General features: G+C 38.1%; 25 protein-coding genes. 21 read left to right on the top strand and 4 right to left on the bottom strand.

The genetic code is table 11. The annotated features are described in order from the left end of the window. Nucleotides 1-36: 36 nt before the first annotated feature. Nucleotides 37-867: an undecaprenyl-diphosphate phosphatase gene (locus IGJ46_RS09220; protein ID WP_002356708.1), complete on the bottom strand. Its 831-nt coding sequence runs from the start codon at nucleotides 865-867 to the stop codon at nucleotides 37-39. 115 nt (nucleotides 868-982) lie between these two features. Between IGJ46_RS09220 and IGJ46_RS09215 the strand changes: the two genes are divergently transcribed. From IGJ46_RS09215 to IGJ46_RS09195, 5 genes are all read left to right on the top strand, one after another. Beyond that, entirely contained in the window at nucleotides 983-1,543 is a 561-nt protein-coding gene (locus IGJ46_RS09215; RefSeq protein WP_002385759.1) for a PTS sugar transporter subunit IIA, read from the top strand. Between the two features lie 297 nt (nucleotides 1,544-1,840). Beyond that, nucleotides 1,841-2,950: a DUF871 domain-containing protein gene (locus IGJ46_RS09210; RefSeq protein WP_002376713.1), complete on the top strand. Its 1,110-nt coding sequence runs from the start codon at nucleotides 1,841-1,843 to the stop codon at nucleotides 2,948-2,950. Next, nucleotides 2,925-3,815, top strand: coding sequence for an N-acetylmuramic acid 6-phosphate etherase (murQ, locus tag IGJ46_RS09205; protein ID WP_002381571.1), 891 nt, complete (start codon nucleotides 2,925-2,927; stop codon nucleotides 3,813-3,815). Before IGJ46_RS09210 ends, murQ begins: the two co-directional genes overlap by 26 nt. A gap of 22 nt (nucleotides 3,816-3,837) precedes the next feature. Continuing rightward, complete coding sequence (locus IGJ46_RS09200) at nucleotides 3,838-5,292, top strand: PTS transporter subunit EIIC (RefSeq protein WP_002356713.1); 1,455 nt, start codon at nucleotides 3,838-3,840, stop codon at nucleotides 5,290-5,292. Between the two features lie 86 nt (nucleotides 5,293-5,378). Beyond that, nucleotides 5,379-6,227: a MurR/RpiR family transcriptional regulator gene (locus IGJ46_RS09195; RefSeq protein WP_002385762.1), complete on the top strand. Its 849-nt coding sequence runs from the start codon at nucleotides 5,379-5,381 to the stop codon at nucleotides 6,225-6,227. A gap of 49 nt (nucleotides 6,228-6,276) precedes the next feature. On the opposite strand, the gene IGJ46_RS09190 is transcribed toward IGJ46_RS09195, so the two are convergent. Together IGJ46_RS09190 and IGJ46_RS09185 are read right to left on the bottom strand one after the other, a co-directional pair. After that, the gene (locus tag IGJ46_RS09190; protein WP_010712674.1) at nucleotides 6,277-6,987 is read right to left on the bottom strand and encodes a histidine phosphatase family protein; all 711 of its coding nucleotides are present in this window, start codon (nucleotides 6,985-6,987) and stop codon (nucleotides 6,277-6,279) included. 40 nt (nucleotides 6,988-7,027) lie between these two features. After that, a complete protein-coding gene (locus IGJ46_RS09185; protein ID WP_218391203.1) occupies nucleotides 7,028-7,654 on the bottom strand; it encodes an MBL fold metallo-hydrolase in 627 nt (208 codons plus the stop codon). Nucleotides 7,655-7,873: 219 nt separating this feature from the next. On the opposite strand from IGJ46_RS09185, the gene guaD reads away from it, so the two are divergent. The 12 genes from guaD (at nucleotide 7,874) to thrB (ending at nucleotide 21,239) form a co-directional block, all read left to right on the top strand. Next, complete coding sequence (gene guaD, locus IGJ46_RS09180) at nucleotides 7,874-9,259, top strand: guanine deaminase (protein ID WP_002378547.1); 1,386 nt, start codon at nucleotides 7,874-7,876, stop codon at nucleotides 9,257-9,259. 3 nt (nucleotides 9,260-9,262) lie between these two features. Then, nucleotides 9,263-10,594 (top strand): nucleobase:cation symporter-2 family protein, encoded by a 1,332-nt coding sequence (locus tag IGJ46_RS09175; protein WP_002359736.1) that lies wholly within the window; start codon nucleotides 9,263-9,265, stop codon nucleotides 10,592-10,594. Nucleotides 10,595-10,735: 141 nt separating this feature from the next. After that, entirely contained in the window at nucleotides 10,736-11,713 is a 978-nt protein-coding gene (gene guaC / locus IGJ46_RS09170; protein WP_002362677.1) for a GMP reductase, read from the top strand. Between the two features lie 161 nt (nucleotides 11,714-11,874). Then, nucleotides 11,875-12,207 (top strand): PadR family transcriptional regulator, encoded by a 333-nt coding sequence (locus IGJ46_RS09165; protein ID WP_002356722.1) that lies wholly within the window; start codon nucleotides 11,875-11,877, stop codon nucleotides 12,205-12,207. After that, nucleotides 12,204-13,232 (top strand): permease prefix domain 1-containing protein, encoded by a 1,029-nt coding sequence (locus IGJ46_RS09160; protein WP_033626428.1) that lies wholly within the window; start codon nucleotides 12,204-12,206, stop codon nucleotides 13,230-13,232. Before IGJ46_RS09165 ends, IGJ46_RS09160 begins: the two co-directional genes overlap by 4 nt. 134 nt (nucleotides 13,233-13,366) lie before the next feature. Beyond that, nucleotides 13,367-14,818, top strand: a complete 1,452-nt coding sequence (locus tag IGJ46_RS09155; RefSeq protein WP_002356726.1) for a PLP-dependent aminotransferase family protein — start codon at nucleotides 13,367-13,369, stop codon at nucleotides 14,816-14,818. Nucleotides 14,819-14,938: 120 nt separating this feature from the next. Continuing rightward, entirely contained in the window at nucleotides 14,939-16,663 is a 1,725-nt protein-coding gene (locus IGJ46_RS09150; RefSeq protein WP_002356727.1) for a phospho-sugar mutase, read from the top strand. A 106-nt stretch (nucleotides 16,664-16,769) separates the two neighbouring features. Further along, on the top strand, nucleotides 16,770-17,552 hold the full coding sequence (proC, locus tag IGJ46_RS09145; protein ID WP_002370432.1) for a pyrroline-5-carboxylate reductase: 783 nt from the start codon (nucleotides 16,770-16,772) through the stop codon (nucleotides 17,550-17,552). Between the two features lie 116 nt (nucleotides 17,553-17,668). Beyond that, nucleotides 17,669-17,977, top strand: coding sequence for an ArsR/SmtB family transcription factor (locus tag IGJ46_RS09140; protein WP_002356730.1), 309 nt, complete (start codon nucleotides 17,669-17,671; stop codon nucleotides 17,975-17,977). Nucleotides 17,978-18,028: 51 nt separating this feature from the next. Next, nucleotides 18,029-19,321 (top strand): homoserine dehydrogenase, encoded by a 1,293-nt coding sequence (locus tag IGJ46_RS09135; RefSeq protein ID WP_002372186.1) that lies wholly within the window; start codon nucleotides 18,029-18,031, stop codon nucleotides 19,319-19,321. 2 nt (nucleotides 19,322-19,323) lie between these two features. Next, on the top strand, nucleotides 19,324-20,379 hold the full coding sequence (gene thrC / locus IGJ46_RS09130; protein ID WP_002356733.1) for a threonine synthase: 1,056 nt from the start codon (nucleotides 19,324-19,326) through the stop codon (nucleotides 20,377-20,379). Beyond that, a complete protein-coding gene (gene thrB, locus IGJ46_RS09125) occupies nucleotides 20,376-21,239 on the top strand; it encodes a homoserine kinase (protein WP_002359743.1) in 864 nt (287 codons plus the stop codon). The genes thrC and thrB overlap by 4 nt, the downstream gene beginning before the upstream one ends. A 41-nt stretch (nucleotides 21,240-21,280) precedes the next feature. Here thrB and IGJ46_RS09120 read toward each other — a convergent pair whose 3' ends face one another. Then, nucleotides 21,281-22,138, bottom strand: coding sequence for a pyruvate, water dikinase regulatory protein (locus IGJ46_RS09120; RefSeq protein WP_002382760.1), 858 nt, complete (start codon nucleotides 22,136-22,138; stop codon nucleotides 21,281-21,283). Between the two features lie 98 nt (nucleotides 22,139-22,236). Between IGJ46_RS09120 and IGJ46_RS09115 the strand changes: the two genes are divergently transcribed. From IGJ46_RS09115 to IGJ46_RS09100, 4 genes are all read left to right on the top strand, one after another. Further along, nucleotides 22,237-22,677, top strand: a complete 441-nt coding sequence (locus IGJ46_RS09115) for a Fur family transcriptional regulator (protein WP_002387080.1) — start codon at nucleotides 22,237-22,239, stop codon at nucleotides 22,675-22,677. A 165-nt stretch (nucleotides 22,678-22,842) separates the two neighbouring features. Beyond that, entirely contained in the window at nucleotides 22,843-23,019 is a 177-nt protein-coding gene (rpsU, locus tag IGJ46_RS09110) for a 30S ribosomal protein S21 (protein ID WP_002356740.1), read from the top strand. A gap of 25 nt (nucleotides 23,020-23,044) precedes the next feature. Then, nucleotides 23,045-23,494: a GatB/YqeY domain-containing protein gene (locus tag IGJ46_RS09105; RefSeq protein WP_002356741.1), complete on the top strand. Its 450-nt coding sequence runs from the start codon at nucleotides 23,045-23,047 to the stop codon at nucleotides 23,492-23,494. Nucleotides 23,495-23,736: 242 nt separating this feature from the next. Next, the gene (locus IGJ46_RS09100; protein ID WP_369810298.1) at nucleotides 23,737-24,651 is read left to right on the top strand and encodes a PhoH family protein; all 915 of its coding nucleotides are present in this window, start codon (nucleotides 23,737-23,739) and stop codon (nucleotides 24,649-24,651) included. Nucleotides 24,652-24,661 lie beyond the last annotated feature (10 nt).

Raw genomic sequence — 24,661 nt, 5'->3', positions numbered from 1 at the left:
CCGTTGCTTTCAACAGTGAAAGCAACGGTTTTATTTTTATGAGAATAACCAGTAGCCAATTAAAATCGCACCTAAAATTACACGATACCAACCGAAAACTGTAAAATCGTTTTTCTTCAAGTAATTCAATAAGAATTTAATCGCAATGATGGAAACAACGAAGGCAACAATAGAGCCAGTTAATAAAATAATGATTTCTTCTGACCCAAACGTATTTCCTTTGGCCAAGAATTTAAAGATTTTTAAAAAACTTGCTCCAAACATTACTGGAATTCCTAAGAAAAATGAAAACTCTGTTGCAACAAAACGTGAGGCCCCAATTAAGATTGCCCCTAAAATGGTCGCTCCTGAACGTGAAGTTCCTGGAATTAATGCCAGTACTTGGAAAGCACCAACGATTAAAGCGGCTTTATAAGTGAAGTCTTTTAGATTAGTACACTTCGGTGCAACATTTTTATTTCGTTTTTCAATGATAATAAAAGCAATCCCATAAACAATTAACATAATCGATACTGTTAAAAAGTTATAAAAATGTGCATCTAAATAATCATCAAATTTTAGACCAATAACTGCCGCTGGTAAACAAGCGACTAAGACTTTAGACCAAAGAATCCAAGTATCTTTTTTCTCTTCGCCATTTTTCTTTGGTGAGAAAGGATTCAATTTGTGGAAGTATAAAATAACAACCGCCATAATCGCTCCCAATTGGATAACGACGTTGAACATTTCCATAAAATCTTTACTTAGATCGAGTTTAATAAACTCATCCACTAAAATTAAATGTCCGGTACTACTAATTGGAAGCCACTCGGTAATTCCTTCGATAATACCAAGAATAATTGCTTTCCATAGGTTAGCAAAAAGCATGTCACCATTCCTTTCTGAAATAAATGCAAAATACATCAAGTATAAGTATACCCGCTGACAAAGTAAATGCCAATGCAAATTCTTATTTTAAAATAAATTTTAGAATTATACAAAGGTGCCACTTGTAATTCATGAAACTTTTTTCTATACTAGTGATACTTTAAAAAATGGGGGAAGAGAAATGTTTGGATTTTTGAAGAAAAAGAATGAAGTTGTCGAAAATAATACAATGTATGCCGTTGCCAATGGAACCATTATCCCAATCAGTGAAGTGAATGATCCTGTTTTTTCACAAAAAATGATGGGAGATGGCTATGCAGTAGTTCCAGAAAATGGTGAAATTTATGCACCTATTGAAGGAGAAGTTTTAAGCGTTTTCCAAACAAAACATGCCATTGGTTTAAAAATGACAAACGGTCTTGAAATTTTATTACACATGGGTATCGATACGGTGGAGTTAAACGGGGCACCGTTCACTATTAAAGTGAAAGAAGGCGACCAAGTGACTGCAGATACGGTGGTCGCAATTGCTGATTTAGAAGCAATTAAAGCAGCTGGTAAAGGAACTGAAATGGTTGTCATTATTACCAACATGGATAAAGTAGCACAATTTTCGTTAGAGAAAACTGGCGTGGTTACAGCTGGTACACCAGTTGGCTCTGCCACAGCCAATTAATGCATTAGACGAGGTCGGGACAGAACCGTTTAGCTCCGAGAAATAAGAAGAAATTTCCGAAAATTGATCTTTGATTTTTGGAGAATTTCGGCTTATTTCCGAAGGAGTTGGTTCTGTTCCCGCCGTTTATCAGTTTTTGAGCGTGGAGCAAAAATCCAAGGTGATTTTTGTTCCACGCTCGTTTTTTTTTGAACAGAAATAAAATTTTATTTTGGAATTAAAAAATATTTAGAAAAATAGTTGAAATTTTATTTCAAACAAGTTATAATGAAAGCGTATTAGAGAGGAGCTAAAAAGATGTATGGTATTTCAGTTTTTCTTGGTGAAGAGATTACAAACGATACAATTATTTATATCAAAAAGATGAAAGCGCTTGGATTTGATGGTATTTTCACTTCTTTACACATTCCAGAAGATGATACTTCCCTTTACCGCCAACGCTTGACTGATTTAGGGGCAATTGCTAAGGCAGAAAAAATGAAAATTATGGTAGATATTTCAGGTGAAGCGTTAAAAAGAGCGGGTTTTTCTTTCGATGAATTAGAGCCTTTAATCGAGTTGGGCGTAACTGGCCTTCGGATGGACTATGGCATTACGATAGAACAAATGGCTCATGCTTCACATAAGATTGATATAGGATTGAATGCTAGTACCATTACACTGGAAGAAGTGGCTGAGTTAAAGGCTCACCAAGCGGACTTTTCTCGCTTAGAAGCTTGGCATAATTATTATCCAAGACCTGAAACCGGCATTGGAACAACATTTTTTAATGAAAAGAACCGCTGGCTTAAAGAATTAGGCTTACAAGTTTTTACTTTTGTGCCAGGAGATGGGCAAACAAGAGGCCCAATTTTTGCTGGTTTACCAACATTAGAAAAACATCGTGGGCAAAATCCTTTCGCCGCTGCCGTCGGTTTGATGGCTGATCCTTATGTCGATGCTGTTTATATTGGTGATCCTACAATTAGTGAGCGAACCATGGCTCAATTTGGTTATTATTACCAAACCAATCAATTTCTGTTAGAAGTAGCACCTAGCAAGAGCCGCTATTTGAAGCGAATACTTGGGACTCATACCAATCGTTTAGATGCTGCAAGAGATGTTTTGCGAAGTGAATTATCAAGAACGAGTGAAATGTTCAGAAAAGATGAAATTGCAACGATTGAGTCAGAGCAGACTGAAGCCCGTCCAGTGGGAACCGTAACGATTGATAATGAAAAATATGGTCGCTATATGGGAGAAATTCAAGTCACACTTGTGGACTTGCCGAAAGATGAAAAAGTCAATACGATTACACGAATTATTGAAAAAGATCAAACGATATTGCCGTTAATCAAGGCAGGCAATCAATTTACGCTAGTCACGGAAGGAACGATAGAGAATGAATTTAGAAAACTTAACAACTGAACGTAGAAATGAAAATACAATGGGCTTAGATGAGATGAGTGTCAAAGAAGCTTTACAAAAAATGAATCAAGAAGACCAAAAAGTTGCAATTGCAGTGGGTCAAGAATTAGCAGCCATTGAACCAGTGGTAGAAGCCATCATCAAAAGCTTCAATCAAGGCGGCCGCTTGATCTACATGGGCGCTGGTACGAGTGGTCGGTTAGGTGTCTTAGATGCAGCCGAATGCGTACCAACTTTTGGCGTCGAGCCAGAGATGGTTCAAGGCCTCATCGCTGGTGGTCAAAAAGCAATGACTGTCGCAGTAGAAGGTGCTGAAGATTCAAAAGAACTAGGTCGTCAAGATTTAGTTGATCTAAAATTATCAGCAAATGACATTGTTGTTGGGATTGCAGCCAGTGGTCGGACGCCTTATGTAATTGGCGGTTTAGAATATGCTACAACGGTGGGAGCAGCTACCGCAACTGTGGCATGTAATAAAAATGCCGAAATTAGTAAATATGCGCAAATGCCGATTGAAGTAGATGCAGGACCTGAATTTTTAACAGGTTCGACTCGCTTGAAATCTGGGACAGCTCAAAAATTAATTTTAAATATGTTATCAACTATTTCCATGATTGGTATTGGGAAAGTCTACAATAACTTAATGGTTGATGTAAAACCAACCAATGAAAAATTAGTGGAGCGTTCCAAACGGATTATTATGGAAGCAACGGGTTGTAGTTATGAAGTTGCCGAACTAAAATTTGTAGAAGCAGAAGAAAATGTGAAGTTAGCAATTGTAATGATTTTAACTGATAGTACTAAAGAAGAAGCAACACAAAAATTAATTGACGGGAATCAATTTATCAAGAATACATTAAATTAAGGAATTAGGAGGGTGTTTTAACATGGCAGAAGAAAGAATTAAACGCATTGCTGATGGGATTTATAAAGAAGTTGGTGGTCAAGAAAACGTGGACAAAGTCATTCATTGTATGACTCGTGTTCGTATGGATATCCGCGATTATGACAAAGTGGATATTGAAGGATTGAAAAAAATTGATGGCGTTATGGGCGTCGTAGAAGATGATACGTTGCAAGTAGTTGTTGGTCCAGGGACTGTTAACAAGGTTGCACAAGAAATGGTAGATCAAGCAGGTGTCAAATTGGGAGAACCATTTAATCATGACACCGCAACTGATGCTTCAGCAGGCAAATCTGGAAAAGATTTAGTAGAAGAAAAAGCCGCTCAAATGAAAGCACAACAAAAAGCGAAACAAAATAACACTTCACCATTTAAAAAAGTGTTAAAAGCCATTTCTAGTATCTTTGTTCCGATGATTCCTGCCTTTGTTGGGGCTGGTATTATTGGCGGGATTGCAGCTGTTATGTCTAACTTAGTTGTTGCTGGTGATATTTCAGCTTCATGGCAACAATATATTGATGTCTTAAATATCATTAAAAATGGGATTTTTGCTTATTTAGCTCTTTACACTGGGATTAACAGTGCCAGCGTTTTTGGTGCAACGCCAGCGTTGGGTGGTGTTATTGGGGCAGTCACAATGTTGACAGGAATGAATCCGGATGCTCCAATCAGTAATATTTTCACTGGGGGAACATTATCTGCAGGACAAGGCGGAATTATCGGTGTTATTTTTGCCGTATGGTTATTATCATTGTTAGAAAAACAATTGCATAAAATTGTCCCAGAATCAATTGATATTATCGTAACGCCAACCATTTCACTTTTAGTGATTGGCTTAGCAACTATTTTCTTAATCATGCCTGTAGCCGGAGCTATTTCTAATGGCTTAGTTGGTATTATCAATGTTGTCTTAGAAAAAGGTGGCATGGTTGCTGGCTTTACTCTTGGTTTAACCTTCTTGCCAATGGTAATGTTTGGTTTACACCAAATTTTGACGCCAATCCACATTGAAATGATTAATCAAACAGGGATGACTTTGTTATTACCAATTCTGGCCATGGCTGGTGCGGGACAAGTTGGTGCAGCTTTAGCATTATGGATTCGTTGTAAATCAGATAAAAAATTAGTTGAAATGATTAAAGGTGCCTTGCCAGTTGGAATTTTAGGTATTGGTGAACCATTAATCTACGGAGTTACTTTACCATTAGGACGTCCATTCATTACTGCTTGTATCGGCGGTGGTATTGGTGGTGCAGTAATCGGTGCCTTCGGTAATGTTGGTGCGATTGCTATTGGACCAAGTGGGGTGGCTTTAATTCCATTAATTGCCAACAACCAATGGCTTGCTTATGTATTAGGTTTATTGGCCGCTTACGCAGGTGGGTTTGTAGCAACGTTATTCTTTGGGATTCCTAAAGATATGCAAACAACTAAATAATAAATAGAAAAAGGAGAACTTGGCTTCTCCCTTTTTCTTTGTTAAAATTTAATTGCGTAGGAAATGGTGTATCAGGAGGGATGTTTATGCAACAAAATATTGTTTTATCTATCCAAGATCGTCTACAACAATTACCAAAATCAGAACGAAAAATCGCAGAATATATTTTAAAAAATACAGAAACAGTTATTTCAATGAATGCGCAAGAGCTAGCGAAACAAGCAGGATCAAGTCCAGCGGCAATTATTCGCTTTTGTCATTCTATGGATGTGAATGGCTTCACAGAGTTGAAACTTTTATTATCTGCAAATCTTGGCCAAATGAAGCAGCAAATGTACACTGAAGTTACTAAAGGGGAATCAACAGCTGATATTAAACAAAAGTTACAGGCGCGCTTTGTTCATGTGGTTGAGCGAAGCGGTCAGACATTAGAGGATGTCGCAGTGAATGAAGCCGTTGATTTGTTGGAAAAAACAGAAGTAATTTTTGTCTATGGGTTGGGCGCCTCTTCGTTGGTTGCTCAAGATATTTATCAAAAGTTTACGCGATTAGGCCGAACGGTATTTACAACATTGGATCATCATTTATTTGCTTCCATGTTAGGCTCAACAGAAAAGCCTAGTGTTTTTATTGTTATTTCTAATTCTGGAACGAATAAAGAAGCAAGTACTTTAGCTGATTTAGCGAAGCAGCAAGGGATTCCTATTGTTAGTATCACACAAGATGAAAAATCAGTGATTGGTGAAAAAAGTGATATCGTCCTTCAAACCTCTAGTGGGGAAGACGTGCCATTGAGAAGTGCGGCTACTGTTTCCTTGGTGGCACAATTGTATGTAGTTGATGTTTTATTTTTTGCTTATGCAGCAAAAAACTATAAGGAAACCTTAGAAAAAATTCAAATCTCAAGAAAAAATGTAGAACGTTTAAAAGAATAAATAAAAAGAGAAGGTTATCTGTCATTTTGACAGATAACCTTCTCTTTTTTTACAACAAACGGCGCTTTTCAGCGATCTTTTTTCCCTTTTCAATATAAGAAATATCATTAATTCCTTGAATGGTAAATGTTCCTTTTTCGTAAGTTAAGGTCGTCACGCTACCATTCTCCAGCGCCATCTGCATAGGCAAACTTGCATCAATTAAGGAAAGTAAAAAGGAAATTGTTAGTCCATGGGAAACCACCATGACTTTGCCGCCACCATTTTTTTCTCGATGATGAGCGATATCTTCGAAACCAGACCAAACACGATCACGGATAACTTCATAAGGCTCCGCCCAGTCAGCGGTATCGGCTTCAATAATAGCATTTGCTAGGTCACGATAGGTAATCTTCGTGGTCATCATGTCCTCATAACTTTTAAAAGCTAAAATGCGTGGCACCACACCCCAAAGTTCACCATCATAGCCACCATCTAAAGAACCAAAACACCACTCACGAATTCGTTTATCGGTTAGGTAAGGAATCTTTTGGTGGTTTTGATGTTCTTGTAAAATAATCTGAGCGGTTTGCATGGCACGACCACTATCACTACTATAGGCTTCCTTAAAGTCTATGTCCCTAAGACCTAAGCCTAAATGATAAATGCCTTCTTCTCCTTGTTTGGTTAAGGGGGTATCTGACCAGCCTTGGGTACGGCCAATCGTATTAAACATCGTTTTTCCGTGACGAATAATATAAAGTGTCGTTGCTTCAGTCATTGCTACTCCTCCTAAGTTTCTTTAAATAGTGAATAAATCTCTAATTAAAAAATGGGTTTGTGGCTTTTTCATGTTGAATGGTCGTGGCATCACCATGGCCTGGATAAACAGGAAATTCTTCTGGTAAAGTGAATAGATAGGTCGTAATGCTGTGTAATAATTGTTGCATATCACCAGTGTGTAAATCAGTACGACCAATACTACCTTTAAACAATGCATCCCCAACAACAACAAAATCATCAAAGACAAAGCTGACGCTACCAATTGAATGACCAGGTGTTGGGACTACGGAAAATTTCATGCCGCCAATTTCATAATCGGTTAGTTTAAATTCATGTTCGGCGGGTTGAACAATAATATTTGCTATATCATCATGTCTGCCTAATCCTGAAAGATTCAAAATAGGATTGGAAAGCCACGCTTGTTCTAATGGACTAACATAAACAGGGATTTGATAATGATGGCGCAATTCTTCTACCGCACCAATATGATCATAGTGAGTATGTGTTAATAAAATAGCGGCTGGTTTCTTCCCTAAACGGGTAATTTTTTGAATTAGTTTTGCTCCTTCTGCACCTGGATCAATAATTAATAATGCTTCTTCATTATAAACAAGATAACAGTTTTCTTGAATAACACCTGTTCTAATTTGTTCGATCTGTATCATCTCAGGACCTCCTAAAGTTCTAACGATTCTCTTCAAGTATACCGAAGAATCTTAAGAATAGAAAGTTTTCTTGTTTATTCAAAGAAAAAATAAATCATTCTTAGAATGTTCGGTTTTTGCTTGTTTTAACACGTATTTTTTTTAAAAAAATCACATTTTTATAGTTATTAAGCGAAAGTTTATGTATAATCTTCATGTGATAGTAAGGAGGAGTATTAAATGTTTCATTTTGTAATAAAAGGAACAGGTTTTTCTAGTAAAAATTTGCAAGAGATTAAAGTTTATGAAGAAACACTTTTTTGTATAGATGAGGCCGGAGTAATTCAGGAAATAATTGAACCAGATGCTGAAGCGTATGAAACTGTGCTAGCAGAACAAAAAGAGGCGCAACGTTTTCAAGAATTGCCCCAAGATTCTTATCTTTTACCCGGCTTTGTTGATTTACATGTCCATGCACCTCAGTGGGCACAATCAGGGACCGCCTTGGATATTCCATTGTATGAATGGCTGAATACGTACACGTTTCCTTTGGAGTCCAAATTTGCAGATTTAACATTTGCCCAACAAGTCTATGATGAATTGGTAACCCAATTGTTAGCTAATGGGACAACAACAGCCCTTTATTTTGCAACCATTCATTATGAAGCTAGCCGTCGTTTGGCAGAGATTTGTGCGGAAAAAGGGCAGCGTGGCTTAATTGGTAAAGTTGTAATGGATGATCTTAATGAGAATCCAGAATACTATCGTGATCAAACAACGCAACAAGCATTAGAAGAAACGGAACGGTTTATTCAAGAAATTCAAACATTAGCGCAGCAAACAAAACAAGGCGTGTATCCCGTTGTAACTCCGCGTTTCATTCCAAGTTGTACAGAGGAAGCACTTAAAGGATTAGGAGAATTAGCAGCGAAATATCAAGTCCATGTTCAAAGTCATTGTAGTGAGAGTGATTGGGAACATCAATTTGTTCAAGAACGTTTTGGAAAAAATGATGCTCAAGCATTGAATGATTTTGGTTTATTGACAGAAAAAGCAGTGATGGCACATGCAGGCTTTTTAGAAGAAGCAGATATGAATTTATTCCATGAAACAGGGACGGCTGTGGCGCACTGCCCAATCTCTAATGCTTATTTTGGCAATGCAGTAACACCGATTGCAAAATTAGTACATCAACATCAAGTAGAAGTTGGTTTAGGTAGTGATCTTTCAGGTGGTTTTTCACCAAGTCTTTTTGACAATTTAAAGCAAGCGGTTATTTCTTCTAGAATGTTAGAAGATGGCGTCGATGCTACAAAAAAACCAGAAGTACGAGGTGTTAAAACAGCACGTATTACCGTAAATGAAGCGTTTTATTTAGCTACTGTTGGTGGTGGTCAAGCGCTAAGTTTGCCAATTGGAAAATTAGAAAAAGGGTATGCTTGGGATGTTCAAATTATTAATACAAGCTTGTCACAAGCACGAATCCCTAAAAATCCAGGGGAATCATTGCTTGATATTTTCCAAAAAATCTTATATTTAGCACGACCAGAAAATATTCGAGAAGTCTGGGTACAAGGTGAAAAAGTACATGATAAAAATTTAATGTCAGCAACTAAAGGAGTATAAAAAATGAGTGAAAAGAAACAAAATAATCTTCATTTAACAGTGGGGCCAGAAGATTCAGTATCTTTTGGGCAGGCCACTATGTTAGGGATTCAGCATGTCTTAGCAATGGACGTGTACGTCGTACCTGTGATCATTGCTTCAATTATTGGGATTAGCACAGCACAAACGTCTTCTTTAATCCAAGCAACATTCATAGCAGCAGGACTTGCCACGATTATTCAATCTCATTTTTGTATGAGATTACCAGTTGCGCAAGGCCCTTCATTTATTCCAATCGGGGCAATTGCAGGAATTTATTTTGCCAATAACCAACAAGGAAATGGCTGGGGCGCAGTTTTAGGTGCTAGTTTAGTGGGGGCAATTGTTGTTATTATATTAGGATTTACTGGTATCTTTAATCGTTTAATCACTAAATTTGTTCCACCAATTGTGGGAGGAACAATTATTTTTGTGGTGGGGCTTTCGTTAATGCCAGTCGCTTTATCGGATAATATTTACCACGCAAAAGGGGAATTAGGACAAAATATTTTATTAGCATTTATAGCAGCGGGTACGTTGATCTTCTTTGCGCTCTTAGGTTCTGCTTTGAAAAAAGGGCGGATTTTCCGCGTTTCTTCTGTCATTTTGGCATTATTATTTGGGAGCATCGCGGCACAATTATTAGGGGTACTTGATTTATCAGCCGTTAGTGAAGCGGCTTGGTTTAGTTTGCCTCAGTTACCATTAGTTAACTTTTCTTTCCAATTTGATTGGTCAGCTATTGCCACGATGTTAGTTATTTATCTGGTTTTAATGGCGGAAACAACAGGCACTTGGTTTGCTGTGAGTCATGTTGTCGCTGAACCTTTGACCGAAGAAAAAATTAATCGCGGCGTAATTGGTGAAGGCTTAGGTTGCTTAGTTTCTTCATTTATTGGCGGCACGCCAGTAACTAGTTACTCTACAAATGCTGGGATTATTTCAATCACTGGAGTTGCTAGTCGCAAGGTTTTTGTGGCTGCAGGTGCGTGGTTTGTCTTATTTGGCTTATCTGGAAAACTTTCCACCTTGATTTCGGCCATTCCGGCACCAGTTATCGGCGGTGTTTTTGTGGTTGTTTGCGGCATCATTTCTGTAAGCGGAATGAAAGTCATGAGTGATGTAACAATTCATGAAAAAGAGATGTATGTAATTGCCGTTCCGATTATTATGACGTTAGCGTTGACATTGTTACCAAAAGAGTTTTTGGAAACTCTACCACAATTTTTACAATATTTATTTAGTTCACCCGTGGCAACTGCCTCAATTGTTGCTATTTTATTGCAGGCCATTTTACCAAACGTTCAAGAAGGGTAAAAAGATTAATTTTCGTTAAAACGCCTTTGACAAGTGGCGGTAAATAGTGTAAATTAACAATGGTGTTTGTAAACACGAACGTTAAATGACCGAATGTTCGGTTTTTACGTTATTTTTGTAAATAACTAGGAGGCAGTAAGTATGAAAGTTTTTGATTATGAAGATGTCCAATTAATTCCCAATAAATGTATCGTGAATAGTCGTTCTGAATGTGATACTACAGTAACTTTAGGAAAACATTCGTTTAAAATGCCTGTCGTTCCAGCGAACATGCAAACAATTATTGATGAAACGATTGCGGAAACCCTTGCTGAAAATGGTTATTTTTATATCATGCATCGGTTTGATGAAGAGGCGCGAGTGCCATTTATTAAAAAAATGCAACAAAAGGGCTTAATCACGTCAATTAGTGTGGGTGTGAAAGAAGGGGAATACGCTTTTGTTGAAACGTTAGCCCGAGAAGGTTTAGTTCCTGACTACGTGACAATTGATATCGCCCATGGTCATTCAAATGCGGTGATTAATATGATTCAACACTTAAAAAAATTTTTACCAGAAACGTTCGTTATTGCGGGCAATGTTGGAACGCCAGAAGCCGTTCGCGAATTAGAAAACGCTGGAGCCGATGCCACCAAAGTGGGGATTGGACCAGGAAAAGTATGTATTACTAAAATTAAGACTGGCTTTGGGACAGGTGGCTGGCAGTTAGCGGCTTTACGTTGGTGTGCCAAAGCTGCTCGGAAACCAATTATTGCAGATGGTGGGATTCGGACCCATGGAGACATTGCAAAATCTGTGCGTTTTGGGGCAACTATGGTCATGATTGGTTCACTATTTGCTGGACATGAAGAATCACCAGGTGAAACAAAAGTGGAAGATGGTGTTGTTTACAAAGAATACTTTGGTAGCGCCTCTGAATTCCAAAAAGGCGAAAAGAAAAACGTTGAAGGCAAAAAAATCTGGTTACGCCATAAAGGGAAGTTGGCAGATACTTTAGTCGAAATGCAACAAGATTTACAATCTTCCATTTCATACGCGGGAGGTCGTGATTTAGAAGCGATTCGTAAAGTTGATTATGTGATTGTAAAAAATTCTATTTTTAATGGTGATACCATTTAACATTCAACTATAGACTGAAAAGAAGACAGCACGTAGTGCAGAAATTAAAATGATTTCTGCATTACGTGCTTTTTTTACTTTACCTATCGTAGTAATCGTGTTAAGATAATTACAACGACAGACGTAGTACGATAGTTGAAGTACTTGAGGGAGGAATTTATGTGATTGGTAGTGATGCAATTCGAGGATACAACGATACCTTTATTCTCTCAATCTTACAATCCGGCGCTTCATATGGTTATGCGATTTCTAAACGCATTCGTGAAATTTCTAAAGAACAATATTCGATTAAAGAAACGACACTTTATTCTGCTTTTACACGTTTAGAGAAAAATGGCTACATTGAATCATTTCCAGGAGAAGTAACGCATGGCAAAAAGCGGACCTATTATCAAATAACCCATGCAGGAGAGCGTTATTTAGAGGAAAAGTTACTAGAATGGGAAGTAACAAAAGACGTCGTCGAAGCATTTGTAAAGGAGATGGGAAAATGAAAATTATAGAAGAATTTATTGATAGCTTATTTTCAGGCGTTGTTGAAACAACTGAAACAAAACAATTAAAGGCGGACTTATTAGCAAATGCTGAGGATCGTTATGAAGATTTGCTCAGCCAAGGAAAATCGGAAAATGAAGCAATTGGTACAATTATTTCTGAATTTGGTACTATTGATGAATTAATGGAAGAATTGAATTTAGAAAATAAACAAGTGGATGAAACAAACGATTCAATGAACGGTTTGCCAGAAATTTCAGTGGAGGAAGGACTTGACTATTTAGCTGTCCAACGTAAAGGTGCGATTCAAATTGGTCTTGGCGTTGTTGCAATCATGGTGGGTGTTGGCTTGCTGGTTGGTATGCGTGGTGTTCTTTCTAACGGTCTTGGTTTAGTTTGTCTTTTCATAGGTGTGGCAATCGGCGTTCCATTATTTATTGTTGCTGGTAATCGGTTTGTTGCAATGGACAAACAACTGGGGCAACGATTGATTCCGATTAAGTTAAAAAAAGAAGTTGCACAAAGAGAACAAAGTTTTCAACGATCATTTATTTTTTGTATGGCAGCGGGCGTCGTTTTTTGTATTTTGGGTTTAATCCCAGTTGTTGTCTTTAGTAGTGGCCTTCATCTGATGATGCGCCGTTCCATGCATCAAATGATGGGCGGACAATATTATAATGGAACGATGGGGATTAGTTGGCTCTTCTTTTTAGTATCGGTTGGTGTCTTCTTGTTTATATTTGGTGGAGTAATTAAAGGAAGTTTTAATAAATTGTTGAATGAAACTTATTTTTATTCAGAACATGTTGGTCATCCTGATTTTGCCCCTCAACAAACAAAAACAGAGGAAGGACCTGTGGGAAATCCTGTCGGTGCAATTATTGCATCCGTTTATTGGCCCTTAGTTGTGGCACTCTATCTATTTATTAGTTTTGTTTTAGGGGATTGGCGGTTTAGTTGGTTAATCTTTATGTTCGCAGGAATCTTTTATAACACCATCCAAGCATTTTTACACAAACATTGAGACAAACCTGTTAATAGTAAAACAGAAAAGTGGGACATTCGTCAAAACGGCTGTCTCACTTTTCTTGTATTTTCGATTGACAAAAGCATTAAACTGGATTACTTTTAACTCATCCAATTGTTGAGGTGATTGCTATGTGGCAACTTAAAAAAGAACAAAATGTTCCCATTTATCGCAGTATTATGGAAGTGATTGTTCAAAAGATTCAAACAGGCGAATTATTACCAGGCGAAAAAATCCCTTCGGAACGTAAACTGGCAGAGTACTTGTCTGTCAATCGTTCAACCGTTGTTCATGCATTAGACGAACTGGTGGACTTAGGCTGGATTGTGCGAAAAAGAGGGAGTGGAACGATTGTCAACGAAGGAAAATGGGGGGTAATGATGACGCCACGAACGGATTGGCATCGTTATTTAGAACAAAATGTGTTCAAACAAGTTCATCCCTTGGTGGCAGAGATTGAGTTACGAGCTAAACAAAATTTGCCGACTGACTTAGATATGTATACAGGCGAGTTGCCGTTAGATTTAATTCCCAGTTTCGATTTTCCAGCATTAAATTGGAAACAATTTTTAAAAGAGGAAGCACAAGATGAATTAGGTTATTTGCCGTTAAGAAAAGAAATCCAAGCCATTACAGCAACGGAATATCAGCTTCATTTACCAAGTGAAAGTTTATTGCTTACTTCAGGTGCGCAACAAGCACTTTTTTTAGTTTTGCAAGTTTTATTGAGACAAGGAGATAGTGTTGCCGTAGAAGATCCATCTTTCTTCTATGCCTTACCAATTTTCCAAGCTGCTGGTGTGCGCTTATTTGGTGTGCCCATGACAGAGGAAGGGATTGATCTTGAAGCGCTAGAACAAACAATCCGACAACATCGCATCAAAATGGTTATGGTTAATCCTTCCTTTCAAAATCCCACTGGGACAGTGATGCCTTTGAGAAAAAGAGAACAGCTCGTGAAAGTTTGTCAAACGTATCAAGTTCCTATTTTAGAAGATGATGTTTTTGGGCAGCTAAGTTTTATCCCGAAAACAGAAATTCCTCCTTTAAAAAAATTAGATCCAGATAATGTCTTGTATATCGGTTCGTTGTCAAAAATTTTAGGTTCGACCACGAAAATTGGTTGGTTGAGTGCGCCCGCCTCCGTGACGAAACAAATTGCAGAAGCCAGAAAAATGATGGATGTTTCGTTGAGTATTTTTCCGCAGATGCTCGCTAAAATGGCGATTGAAGATCCTTCTTTTTCTGAAAAAATTACGTTATTAAATAAACAAGTGGAACAACGAGCAACAGCTGTATATCAAGTATTTAAATCGTTGCCAGAATGGGAAGTTTCGCCAGTAAAGGGCGGCTTTTATTTATGGGCACATTGGCGTCAAGGGGCACTTAAGCCAGAAGATTGGCAAGTGTTTTTACGAGAAGGTGTTTTGGTAGCACCAAGTGTCGCTTTTAGTGAAAAACGTGGAAGTATTCGCTTGAACTGTTCCCGAATTTCACCAGAAGAAATGCCTCTTTTTTGTGAGCGAATGGTACGGATTACACGACAGCTTTCTGAAAATAGACAAACAAAAATAGAACAGTAAGTAAGATTTTTCTTATAAAAATCATTTGCTGAGAGAAAACGCTACAACTTCCCTTTTCTAAACGAATATCCAATGCTATACTTAAAAAGTAAAAACAAAAAAACAAATGAGGTGTTTTCCATGTCTTGGGAACAAGTTTACCAACAATGGTTAAATGAAGAAAATATTCCAGAAAATTTAAAAAATGAATTAAAGGACTTAAATACAGACCCTGAAAAATGTGAAGATGCATTTTACGCACCATTAGAATTTGGGACTGCCGGGATGCGCGGGATTTTAGGCGCCGGTATTAATCGGATGAATATCTTTACGGTTCGTCAAGCAACAGAAGGACTTGCACGTTTTATGGATACGCAAGATCCTGAAACAAAACGTCGCGGTGTAGCTATTGCCTATGATTCACGTCATATGTCTCCAGAATTTGCAATGGAAGCAGCTAAAACATTAGCTAAACATGATATTCCTTCTTTTGTGTTTGAAAGCTTACGACCAACACCAGAATTATCTTTTGCGGTCCGCTACTTTAAAGCTTTTGCGGGAATCATGATTACGGCTTCTCACAATCCAGCTGCCTATAATGGCTACAAAGTCTATGGTGAAGACGGTGGTCAAATGCCGCCAGCTGATGCAGATGCATTAACTAAATATGTTCGTAGTATCGAAAATCCTTTGAAAATTGATGTCTTATCAGATGAAGAAGTTGCCCACAGCGGTTTAATTAACATTGTTGGTGAAGAAGTCGATAACGCGTATTTGAAAGAAATTAAAACAGTTACGATTAATCAAGAATTAATTAACGAAATGGGTAAAGAATTAAAATTAGTTTACACTCCCTTACATGGAACTGGGAAAATGTTAGGAGAAAAGGCATTAAAACAAGCCGGTTTTGAAAAATTTGTTTTAGTACCTGAGCAAGCCGTTGCTGATCCTGACTTTACTACAGTTAAGTCACCAAACCCTGAAGAACATTCAGCTTTTGAATACGCGATTCGTTTAGGGGAAAAAGAAGGCGCTGATTTATTGATTGCAACAGATCCAGATGCTGATCGTTTAGGTGCCGCTGTGCGGATGCCAAACGGAGACTACCAAGTATTAACAGGAAATCAATTAGGTTCAATTATGATTCATTATATTTTAGAAGCCCATCAACAAGCAGGCACGTTGCCTCAAAATGCTGCGGTTCTAAAATCAATCGTTTCTAGTGAACTTGCTACAGCGATTGCTGAGAAATATAATACGAAGATGTTTAATGTTTTAACAGGTTTCAAATTTATTGCTGAAAAAATTCAACAATACGAAGAAGACCACAGTCAAACGTTTATGTTTGGTTTTGAAGAAAGTTATGGTTACTTAGTGAAACCTTTTGTTCGTGATAAAGATGCAATTCAAGCGTTAGTTTTATTAGCAGAAGTAGCGGCTTTCTATAAAAAACAAGGAAAAACATTATACGATGGCTTACAAGATATCTTTGAAGAATTTGGTTACTTTGAAGAAAAAACTATTTCCGTAACAATGAGCGGAATTGAAGGAAGCGGTAAAATCAAAGCTTTAATGGCAAAATGTCGTGAACAAGCGCCAACTGAGTTTGCCGGGATTCAAGTTGCTCAAACGGAAGATTTTAAAGAATTAACACGCACTTTTGCAGATGGTCAAACAGAACAATTACAAACGCCTCCTTCTGATGTGTTGAAATATCATTTAGAAGATGGCAGTTGGATTGCTATCCGACCATCAGGAACAGAACCAAAAATTAAATTCTATCTAGCAACAAAAGCAACAAGTAGTTCAGAAGCTTCTGAAAAAATTGCTGCGTTTGAAGCAGTCGTTAATGAATTAACAAAATAAAATAAACGAAACAGGCTGTACGGAAAAAAGTACGAATGTTAGTGTTTGTGTCAAAAGCTAATTGACTTTTGACACAAACACTTTATTTAACTAAGGAGGGAATGCTATGAAAATTGGCTTTATCGGTGCTGGCAGTATGGGCGGTGCCATGATTAAAGGGTTACTGAAAGCTGAGGCAGTCAAGAAGGAACATTTATATGTGAAAGGCGGATCAAGTGGAACAGCAGAAGCACTTCAAAAAGAGTGGGGCTTTCAACTTGTCACAGATTATGCACTTTTCCAAGAATGTAAGGTTATTTTTATTGCGACAGGAGCAAAGGTCGTGTTACCTGTCCTTCAGGAATTAGCCCCTCATTTTTCCAACGAAAGTCTATTGATTTCTGTTGCAACAGGTCATACCATAGAAGAAGCACAAATGGCCCTTGGCAATAAAGAAGCCAAAGTTGTTCATGCCATTCCTAATACACCAGTTAGCGTGAATCAAGGCGTGATTGGCGTAGCCTTGGCACCAACAATTGAAGGCCAAACGAAGGAACTGGTAATGGAACTTCTTGCTACTTTAGGGTTAGTCAAAGAAATTCGTGAAGCGCAACTGGAAACTTTTGGTACTGTGGCTGGTTGCAGTCCAGCTTTTGTTGATATCTTTATGGAAGCATTGGGAGATGCAGCAGTCTTAGAAGGGTTACCAAGAGACTTATCTTATGAAATTGTCGCTCAAATGATAAAAGGAACGGCGACCTTAGCCTTAGACACGAAAAAACACCCAGGAGCATTGAAAGATGAAGTGACTTCTCCAGGAGGAAGTACGATTCGCGGTGTCGTAGCTCTAGAAAAAAATGGCTTCCGTTATGCCGTGATGGATGCAGTTCAGCAAGCCAACCACGAATAGATGAAGAAAGTTGGAAAATCGACAAGTTTGTCATTTTTCCAACTTTCTTTGTGCCATATTTTTCGTAGGAAAGAACAATCGCAGTTCTTATTTTAAAAAACTCTGTGTTATAATGAGTGCAAAGTGAGGCGACTATAATGAAACAAATGGAAGAAATCAAACAAGTAAGTCAATTATATAAAGTATTAAGTGATCCAACACGTTTAAGAATTTTGCTACTTTTAAAAGAAGGCGAGCATAATGTAACGGCGATTAGTGAACAATTGGGAATGGAACAGTCCGCCGTTTCTCATCAACTAAAATTATTAAGAGATAGCCGGGTTGTCAAGGCACGTCGCGAAGGAAAAACGATTTTTTATACATTAGATGATCATCATGTAATAGATATTTTAAATCAGACCTTTGAGCATATTGAACACCGATAAAAAGTAGGAAAAAATAGCGTAACTAGAATAGCGCTGTTGATGGAGGTAAAAATGAAGGATACCTTAAAGATCGGGTTACTAGGATTAGGGACTGTAGGCACTGGCGTTTTAACTCTCTTGAAAGAACATCAAGAGAAAATTTCACAAGTGACAGGAATGAATGTAGTCATTGAAAAAGCATTTGTCCGAAATCTTGAAACGAAACAAGCGCAAGCGGAAGAATACGGTCTTTCTTTAACAACTTCAATTGATGATATTTTAGAAGATAAAGAGATTCAAATCGTTGTGGAATTAATGGGAACCATTGAACCAGCCAAAACGTATATCATGAAAGCTTTAGAAAATGGTAAACATATTGTGACTGCTAATAAAGATTTGCTGGCGCAACATGGGAGTGAATTAGTAGCGTTAGCCCAAAAACATCATTGTGATTTATATTATGAAGCAAGTGTTGCTGGCGGGATTCCTATTTTAAGAACAATTGCTAATAGCTTAGCGGCAGACAATATTCAAAAAGTTTTAGGAATTGTGAACGGTACGACGAATTATATGCTTACGCAAATGGTTTCTGCTGATAAAAGTTATGAAGAAGCTTTAGCAGAAGCGCAAGCGTTGGGATTTGCTGAAGCGGATCCGACAAATGATGTCGATGGAATCGATGCAGCCTATAAAATGGTTATTTTAAGTCAATTTGCTTTTGGGATGAATGTTTCATTACCACAAGTTGATATTCGTGGAATTCGCGGATTGTCTTTAGATGATGTCGCTATGGCTAAACAACTGGGGTATGAAATCAAATTGATTGGCTCTGCTGAACAAAATGAGAATAGTATCTCGGTGGAAGTGGCGCCTATGCTAGTCAATCAAAAGCACCCTATTGCATCTGTTCGGAATGAGTACAATGCAGTATTTATAAAAAGTGCAGGCGTGGGGGAATCAATGTATTACGGTCCAGGAGCTGGCGCTAAACCGACAGCAACCAGTGTGGTCAGTGATTTAATTACGATTGCTAAAAACATTCGCTTGGCAACGACTGGCCATATGTTCAATTCGTATCAACATAAAACCCAATTGACGAGTTCCGAAAATGTATTTGGGCAGTACTATTTTTCATTAGATGTTCCAGATACACCAGGACAATTTTTGCAGTTGACGCAATTAATGACTAAAGCAGAAGTCAGCTTTGATCAATTAGTTCAACAGAAATCAGATGGACAGCGAGCAAGAATTGTTGCCATTACACACCAGATATCAAAAGCACAAATGCAACAAGTTGTGACAGCTATTCAAAATACGGAAGCCTTTCAGTTATTGAATGTAATGAAGGTTATAGGAGATGAGTAAACATGTATGAAGGTTTGTTAAAACAGTATCAAGCGTATTTGCCCGTAACAGAAAAAACACCAATGATTTCTTTAGCCGAAGGAAATACGCCACTGATTCCTTTACCTAATTTATCCAAAGAATTAGGTATTCAATTATATGGAAAATACGAAGGCTTAAATCCCACTGGCTCATTCAAAGATCGCGGGATGGTGATGGCTGTAGCAAAAGCGGTAGAAGAAGGTGCCAAAGCGATTGTTTGTGCTTCTACAGGAAATACTAGTGCCGCCGCTGCTGCGTATGCCACAAGAGCAGGTATTAAAGCGTATGTAGTGATTCCAGAAGGGAAAATCGCACTGGGAAAATTGGCGCAAGCTATTATGTATGGGGCAGACATTATTTCGATTCCAGGTAACTTTGATGAAGCATTAAAAGCGGTGCGAGAGATTGCGAAAACTGAGGCAGTTGCGCTAGTTAATTCAGTGAATCCTTATCGCTTAGAAGGGCAAAAGACAGCAGCTTTTGAAGTTTGTGAACAATTAGGTCAAGCGCCCGATGTCTTAGCGATTCCAGTTGGAAATGCCGGCAATATTTCCGCTTACTGGAAAGGCTTTAAAGAATGGCATGAAAAACAAGGAACAACTTTACCAAGAATGCATGGTTTTGAAGCAGAAGGTGCCGCAGCGATCGTGAAAGGCCAAGTGATTGAGCAACCTGAAACCGTGGCAACAGCGATCCGGATTGGAAATCCTGCTAGTTGGCAACTAGCAGAACAGGCACGGGATGAATCCGGTGGTTTCATTGATGCCGTGACAGATCAAGAAATTTTAACGGCTTACCGAAAAATTGCTGCTCAAGATGGGGTTTTCATTGAACCTGGTTCGGCTGCTTCATTAGCTGGAGTTATTCAACATGTTAAAAGCGGTAAAATCAAAGCAGGTGAAACCGTCGTGGCAGTCTTTACTGGTAACGGACTGAAAGATCCTGATACAGCAATGGAGACAGAAGTAGCTATTTCAAAAATGAGTGACGTGGAAGAAATGCGTCTGCACTTACGAAAAGGAGTCGCAACACTATGAAAATAAGAGTACCTGCCACTAGTGCCAACTTAGGACCTGGCTTTGATTCATGTGGCATTGCATTATCCGCTTATTTAACAATCAACGTTTTAGGTGAAAGTGAATTTTGGGAAATTCAACATACTTTGGGAGAAGAGATTCCTACTAATGAAGAGAATTTATTAATTCAAACGGCATTGAAAATTGCACCAGAATTAACACCAAAAGTTATTCGGATGGTTTCTGACATTCCCCTTGCAAGAGGACTAGGCAGTAGCTCAAGTGTGATTGTAGCAGGCATTGAATTAGCTAACCGACTAGCACATTTAAATTTGTCCCCTAAAGAAAAAGTTCGTTTGGCCACAGAGATGGAAGGACATCCGGATAATGTGGCCCCAGCTATTTTAGGAGATTTCGTGGTGGCTAGCCATGTAGAAAACCAAGTCTACCATGTCAAACATCACTTTCCAATGTGTGATGTCATTGCATTTATTCCAGAGGAACCGTTATTTACCGAAAAAAGTCGCGCTGTTTTGCCCGAAAAATTGACTTATAAAGAAGCGGTCGCGGCCAGCTCAATTGCCAATGTTATGATTGCCGCAATTTTAAACGGGGATTTACCTTTAGCAGGCAAAATGATGGAACAAGATAAATGGCATGAAACGTATCGTCGTTCATTGGTTCCTCACTTAAAAGAAATTCGTCGTTTAACTCAGCAAAAAGGTGCTTATGGCTCTTTCTTAAGCGGTGCTGGTCCAACTGTGCTAATCTTGTCGCCAGAAGAACGAACCAACGAAATTGTTCAAAGTTTGGAGAAATTATCTACCAAAGCGAGCATCCAAATTTTCAATATTGATCAAGAAGGCGTTCAAGTCTTTTAAAAAAACGAGAAAAAATCACTAGTGATTTTTTCTCGTTTTTTTTAATCCTCGGATGTTTCCGTGGAATAATAACTATGATCTTCTAAGTTCAAAGCATTAAGAATCATTGAGGCAGTTTCTTCAATTGAAAGAGAAGCGACATCAATAACGATACAACCTAATTTTTGATAAAGATCATTAGCAAAAGCCAGTTCTCGCCGAATTTTTTCAATATCTGAATAAGAAGTATTTTCAGGCAATCCATATGCGCGCATTCGTTCTTTACGAATCCCGTTTAAAACATTGGGATCGTTGGTTAAGCCAACAATTTTTTTAGGGTCCATTTCGAATAATTGTTTCGGTAAATGTGCTTCAGGAATTAGTGGCAAATTAGCAACTTTTAAGTTCTTGTTGGCTAAAAAGAGACTTAGCGGTGTTTTAGAAGTTCGGGAAACGCCAAGAAGTAACACATCCGCTTCTAAAAAGCCTCGTGGGTCCTTGCCATCGTCATATTTGACAGCAAATTCCATTGCTTCAATTCGTTTAAAATAATTTTCATTCAGATGGTGTAAGGCACCTGGTTCCCGCATAGGTGCGACACCTGTTAATCGTTCGATTTCCGCAACTGGTGGTGTCAAAATGTCAAAATGGAACAATTGATGCTCATTGAAAAATTGATTAGCAATCGCCACGAGATGATCATTAATGATAGTATGAAGTACCATGGCTTCTGCTTTTTTGGCATCTTCTAACGCTTGCACCAGTTTATCTTCGTCTTTAACGAATGTTCGTCTAATCAAAGTAAAATCAACAGTGGGGTACTGGGCCATTGAAGCAGCCGCCAATTTTGAAGCGGTCTCGCCAGCAGAATCTGAGATGACAAAAATCGTCACACATTTTTTTTCTTCAGAAATAGTCATAGAGGGTAAGTCCTTTCTTGCATTTTTAATAATTTTATTATACCATAAGTCCAGAATCTATTTCGTAATGATTCTGATTTAGGTTGGTGAGGGAGGAAATGGCGATGGCACCAGTAAAAACCAATATTGAACAAGCCTTAGAAACCATGAAAGCCAGTGGATTAAAATATACTAAAAAACGAGAATTACTGATGAGCTATTTGATTAAGCGAAATCGGTATGTTTCTGCACGTGAAGTGTATGAATTTATGAATGAAACCTTTAAAGGAGTCAGTTATGATACGGTTTATCGTAACTTGCATGACTTTGAGCGCTTAGAATTGCTAGAAAAAACAGAATTAAATGGCGAGCAAAAGTTTCGCTTCCGTTGTTGCCAAGAGGTGGAACATCATCATCACTTTATTTGTACGGTTTGTGGCAAAACGGAAGAAATTCACATGTGTCCGATGAATTTTTTCGAAGAACAGTTAAAAGGTTGTTCAATTGAAGGACATCGCTTTGAAATACTTGGTCGTTGTGCCGATTGTTGCGAAAAATAGCGAATAAGACGAAAAATCAAACAAAAATTTCGTATTTTATCAGTAGAGTGGTTGACGGTTATTTATGCTTTAGCTATAATATAACAAGGACAGTATTTTAATTTGTGGGTTTTTCCCACAAATAAGAAAAACGGTTACTTTTTAAGCTCGGAGGGAGGGAATAACATGTCAAAAACAGTCGTTCGTAAAAACGAATCTCTTGATGATGCTCTTCGTCGCTTCAAACGTTCCGTTTCAAAAGCGGGTACTTTACAAGAATCACGTAAACGTGAATTCTACGAAAAACCAAGTGTAAAGCGTAAGAAAAAATCTGAAGCAGCTAGAAAACGTAAAAAATTCTAGTTTTGAATGAATTGGAGTTGGTGGTATGTCATTGCTAACCACATTGAATGACGACATTAAAACAGCGATGAAAGCTAAAGACAAAGAAACTTTAGCCGTACTTCGTATGTTAAAGACTGCCATTCAAAATGATCAGATTAAAGCGGGCCGTGAATTGAACGGAGAAGAAGAACTCACTGTATTGTCTCGTGAGATGAAACAGAGAAAAGATTCTTTATCAGAGTTTGAAAAGGCGGGACGCGACGATCTTGTTGAAAAAGTAAAAGTTGAAATAGCAATTGTTGAAAAATATATGCCTCAACAACTAACGGAGGAAGAAATTCGTCAACTAGTTCAAGAGGTAATGACGCAAACTGGCGCCACTTCACCAAAAGATTTTGGTAAAGTGATGGGCGCTATGATGCCGAAAGTCAAAGGCAAAGCCGATGGCAACCAAGTTAACGCAATTGTGAAAGAATTATTACAAGAAAACTAAGAGCGTTATCGAAACTAGGACAGTATACTGTCCTAGTTTTTTTATGTAAAGAGAAAACCGGTAGCTTTTTACGGTTTTCTCTTTTTTGACTTTCAAAGTCAAATCAGGTACGACTTCTTTTTAAACAGATAAGAATGTGGTATCATTGTAAAGGACTATATAATAAAGGAGATGGACGTTTTTTGACAGATAATCAGTCAAAATCTTTGGAATTAATACTTACTGATTCTGATGATGCACACATGCTTTTAGGAACACATGATAAACATATCAAATTTTTAGAAGAGAATACTCACGTAACGATTAATAGTCGTGGCGAAGTTATTCAGTTAATTGGCGAATCATCAGAGGTAGAGTTAGTCGCTTCCGTGTTAAGAGCGCTACAAACATTAATTCAACGAGGCATCAAAGTGCATACGCCAGATGTCGTTTCTGCTTTAAAAATGGCCAAAGCTGGAAATTTAGAGGCGTTTATTGCCATGTATGAAGAAGAAATTATGAAGGACCATCATGGTCGGGCCATCCGAATTAAGAATGTTGGTCAAAAAAAATATATCGATGCAGTTAAAACTCATGACGTCATTTTCGGGGTGGGACCTGCGGGGACAGGAAAAACCTTTTTAGCCGTGGTGATGGCAGTAGCAGCCTTAAAAAAAGGCGAAGTACAAAAAATTATTTTAACTCGTCCAGCGGTGGAAGCTGGCGAAAGCTTGGGCTTTTTACCAGGTGACTTAAAAGAAAAAGTCGATCCTTATTTACGTCCAGTTTACGATGCCTTGTATCAAATTTTTGGTATGGATCATACAAATCGTTTAATGGAACGCGGCGTTATTGAAATTGCCCCGCTTGCTTATATGCGTGGTCGTACATTGGATGATGCTTTTGTCATTCTAGATGAAGCACAAAATACCACGGTTGCCCAAATGAAAATGTTTTTAACTCGTTTAGGGTTTAGTTCAAAAATGATTGTTAATGGAGATACTAGTCAGATTGACTTGCCACGTGGTGTAACAAGTGGTTTAGTTAACGCCGAGCGTACGTTAAAAGACATTGAAAAAATTGCCTTTGTAAATTTTGAAGCCAGTGACGTTGTGCGTCATCCGGTTGTAGCACAAATTATTCAAGCCTATGAAAAAGAACAACAAAAGCATTCCTAAGCAGTTAGGG

The sequence above is a fragment of the Enterococcus sp. AZ120 genome (assembly GCF_050546165.1).
Taxonomy (GTDB): Bacteria; Bacillota; Bacilli; order Lactobacillales; family Enterococcaceae; genus Enterococcus; species Enterococcus faecalis.
This window is presented reverse-complemented; position numbering and strand designations above follow the sequence as displayed.